This window comes from Brachybacterium sp. AOP42-C2-15 (genome assembly GCF_052377065.1).
Lineage (GTDB): Bacteria > Actinomycetota > Actinomycetes > Actinomycetales > Dermabacteraceae > Brachybacterium.
On sequence record NZ_JBQSWK010000111.1, the window covers coordinates 1 to 1,088 of the forward strand.

A 1,088-nucleotide genomic window follows, 5' to 3' on the forward strand; every position below is an offset into this window, starting at 1 on the left:
GGTATACGGGGCCGGCAAGTGGGTCCTTCCAGGAGATACTGCCGCAGTTCCTCGTGGCCCTTCGCTCAGCGGTCGGGCGCGAGATCGTTCTGGTGGGCGGGTCCGCCGGAGGCTTTGCATCTTTGTTCTACTCCAGCGTGGTGGGCTGCGCTGCGTTCGTCTGGAATCCTCAGACCGATTTGCTTCGTTACGGTGCGTGGGCTGTGAGGGAATACTTGGTTGCGGTGCTCGATGACCCGCGGTGGGGAGCTCGAGAAGGGCTGGACAGGCACGCCGTGGAGCCTATTGATCTGGCGACTGCTCGGAGAGAGCTCTCTCAGGCCGGTATCGAGTCCATGGTGGGTCCGGCCGACCGGATCGCGAAGCTCGTCTATCTTCAGAACTCGTCCGATCACCATCTTGAACGCCACGCGGAACCATACCGGTTCCGTAACGGATTCAGGGATCTCGGGGACGGGTTGTACGGACAGAACTCGACGTTGATGGCAGTCGGACCGTTCTCCGAGGGACATCGGGCCCCACGCAGGGAGATCATCGAGAACGCGCTTCATCTTGCTATCGAGCCGGACGTTGATCTTGAGAGCGGTCTTCGGCGTCTCCGGGAGCTCTGACGTAGATCGCACGATAGCTGTGGTTACCGTCTGCGCAGGAGATCAGCCAGGAACTCGTAGGCCTCGTTCCGGTAGTGATAAGGGCTCGGGCCCCATTGGTGGCTCCGGGACGTCTGGGCGAGGTTGGCGGGCAACTCTGCAGTGCCCACGCCGGCGTCGGCGAGGACGGCGAAGTACCTCGCGAAATACTCGTTCGCGACGCTGGGCTGCAGCATCCACCCGGGGACCTCCAGCTCCTCACCGGTGTCGTAATGGGTGGCCCAGTTGGTGCGGACGACGAGAGTTTTCTCGAGTAGTCCCTTTGTCCTCAATGCGTCGAGGAGCCGCTCGGCTCCCGCAGACCAGAGCGCGAGGTGCTGCTCGGTGCCGAAGTCGATCTGAGTTGCGTCCCGTGACACCTCGCGACCACCCGACCCCCCCCAGAACTCGCTGAGCTTCGTGGCGTAGGTGCCGTTCCCGAAGTCGACCACGCCGCTT

At 63.0% G+C, this 1,088-nt stretch carries 2 protein-coding genes; one reads left to right on the plus strand and one right to left on the minus strand.

What is annotated here, in order from left to right; translation table 11 throughout:
* Window positions 1-611, plus strand: a 611-nt coding sequence (locus ACT3SQ_RS19250) for a hypothetical protein (RefSeq protein ID WP_444601620.1), incomplete at its 5' end; no start/stop codon positions are given.
* Between the two features lie 23 nt (window positions 612-634).
* Here ACT3SQ_RS19250 and ACT3SQ_RS19255 read toward each other — a convergent pair.
* A partial coding sequence (locus ACT3SQ_RS19255) for a DUF6270 domain-containing protein (RefSeq protein WP_444601621.1) occupies window positions 635-1,088 on the minus strand: 454 nt, incomplete at its 5' end.